Genomic DNA, 1,677 nt, shown 5'->3' with positions numbered 1-1,677 from the left:
GTGTTTGTCATTTTTTAAGTATACCAACAAAAAATGTAATACCCTTTATCTTCCGCCCCGGGACAAAAGTGTCTTTAAAGTCTTCAAGGCAATTTTGAGATCAAGGAGAACTGACCGATTTTTAATATAGTAGAGATCGTATGAAAGCTTGCGTTTCGTTTCCTCCACATCCGGCCCGTGGTGCGGATGCTCCTCGTGATACATCTGAGCCCATCCTGAAAGCCCCGGCTTGATAAGATGACGCACGTTGTAATAGGGAATCTCTTTCTCGTACAATTTCACGAGCTCCGGCGTTTCGGGACGCGGACCAACCAGTGAAGCATCGCCCTTGAGCACATTCCATAGTTGCGGCAACTCATCAACGCGTGTTTTCCGGAGAAAACTGCCAACCCGAGTGATCTGAGGCGCCTCTTCAATACCCCCTCCTTGGCTTCCCACGGCCATACTTCTGAATTTTATGAGCTTGATCTCTTTGTTATTACGCCCCACACGCCGCGCGATGAAAAAAAGCGAGCCGCCATCGTCAAGTTTGATTGCCGTGTACACGAAAGGGTACAGGATAAGCGAGACTGCTCCGAGCAAAAGAGCTATGACGATGTCCATGAGCCGTTTGAGGAAATCATACGCAATATGGGAAGACGACGAGATATTCTCAAGAAACCAATTGTATCCCACAAGACTCAGCGGCACCCTGTCAAAGATATCTTCGTAAACCTTATATTTATCAATAAACTTTATCTTTGAAAAAATAAGATTATACAGGCGCGGCAAGATAGGTTCCACCTTTTCGTTCTTGAGGTCAATCACTATCGTGGATATATTCTCACTGTAAATAGTGTTGAGAATCTCATCTTCAAAATCAACACCCTCAAGTTGGTTGAGGTCAATGGAAGAAACAAACGTGAGGTTATACCGGGGATTGTTATTTACTTCATCACGCAGTTCCCTCATCTCTTCCCCGCTGCCGATAAGTATCGCCTTCTGCCTCTTCCGGAATCCCAAAACAGGCACGCCAAGGATCCTCCATCCGAGAATAAACGCGAATGAGATAAGGAGGTAGAGAAATAAATTTGTTTTCGGCGTAATACCGAAGTAAGGAATGAAATAAAAGAATAGCACGGCGATAACGCTGTTGATGATCTGGGTATTGAGTATGATCGCGGGCAAGCGGCTCTTTAAAATGAGCGTGTGTTTTTCGTAGAGGCCGGCAATAAAAAAAATGAGCACCCAAACGAGAAACAAGAGAGAAAAAGGCGTCAGGTGGTTCTCTAAGAGTTCCTTGGTCGGCAATGCGCCGTAGCGGATCGCTAATGTAAGCCACAAGGCTAAGTACAGAAGGATTACGTCGCCCGCAAAGAGTATGAAAGACTCCTTCTTGTTGAGACTTAATATGTTCATTGTATTGCTTGTATTGTATAGAGGGCGCTTCACAAAGACAAGGCGAAAACGGCAGGAAGCATGTCTTCGGGAAATACCTCTGTCGTACCCTTTGGCTCTATCGCATTACCATACTGTAGTTCATGTTTGTCAATATCGCCCCGATATTTCAACCTTGTTATAGTTACATAAAGACTCCCTTTCTTCCATCGTACCCCAATATTTTCAATAGAGAACATGAAACAAACGCACAAGCAAAAGAAGAAGATTCTTTATGTCATCACCAAAAGCAATTGGGGC

Annotated in this window: 1 protein-coding gene; it reads right to left on the bottom strand. The window is 44.5% G+C overall.

Features of this window, described 5'->3' with window-relative positions; all coding sequences use genetic code 11:
* Nucleotides 1-45: 45 nt before the first annotated feature.
* Complete coding sequence (locus tag AAB523_03585) at nucleotides 46-1,398, bottom strand: exopolysaccharide biosynthesis polyprenyl glycosylphosphotransferase (protein ID MEK7556333.1); 1,353 nt, start codon at nucleotides 1,396-1,398, stop codon at nucleotides 46-48.
* Nucleotides 1,399-1,677 lie beyond the last annotated feature (279 nt).

It is taken from the genome of Patescibacteria group bacterium (assembly GCA_038063375.1).
In the GTDB taxonomy this organism is placed as follows: domain Bacteria; phylum Patescibacteriota; class Minisyncoccia; order Phycocordibacterales; family JANLHH01; genus JANLHH01.
Note: the sequence above shows the minus strand (reverse complement) of the source record. Positions and strands in the feature narration are given on the sequence as shown.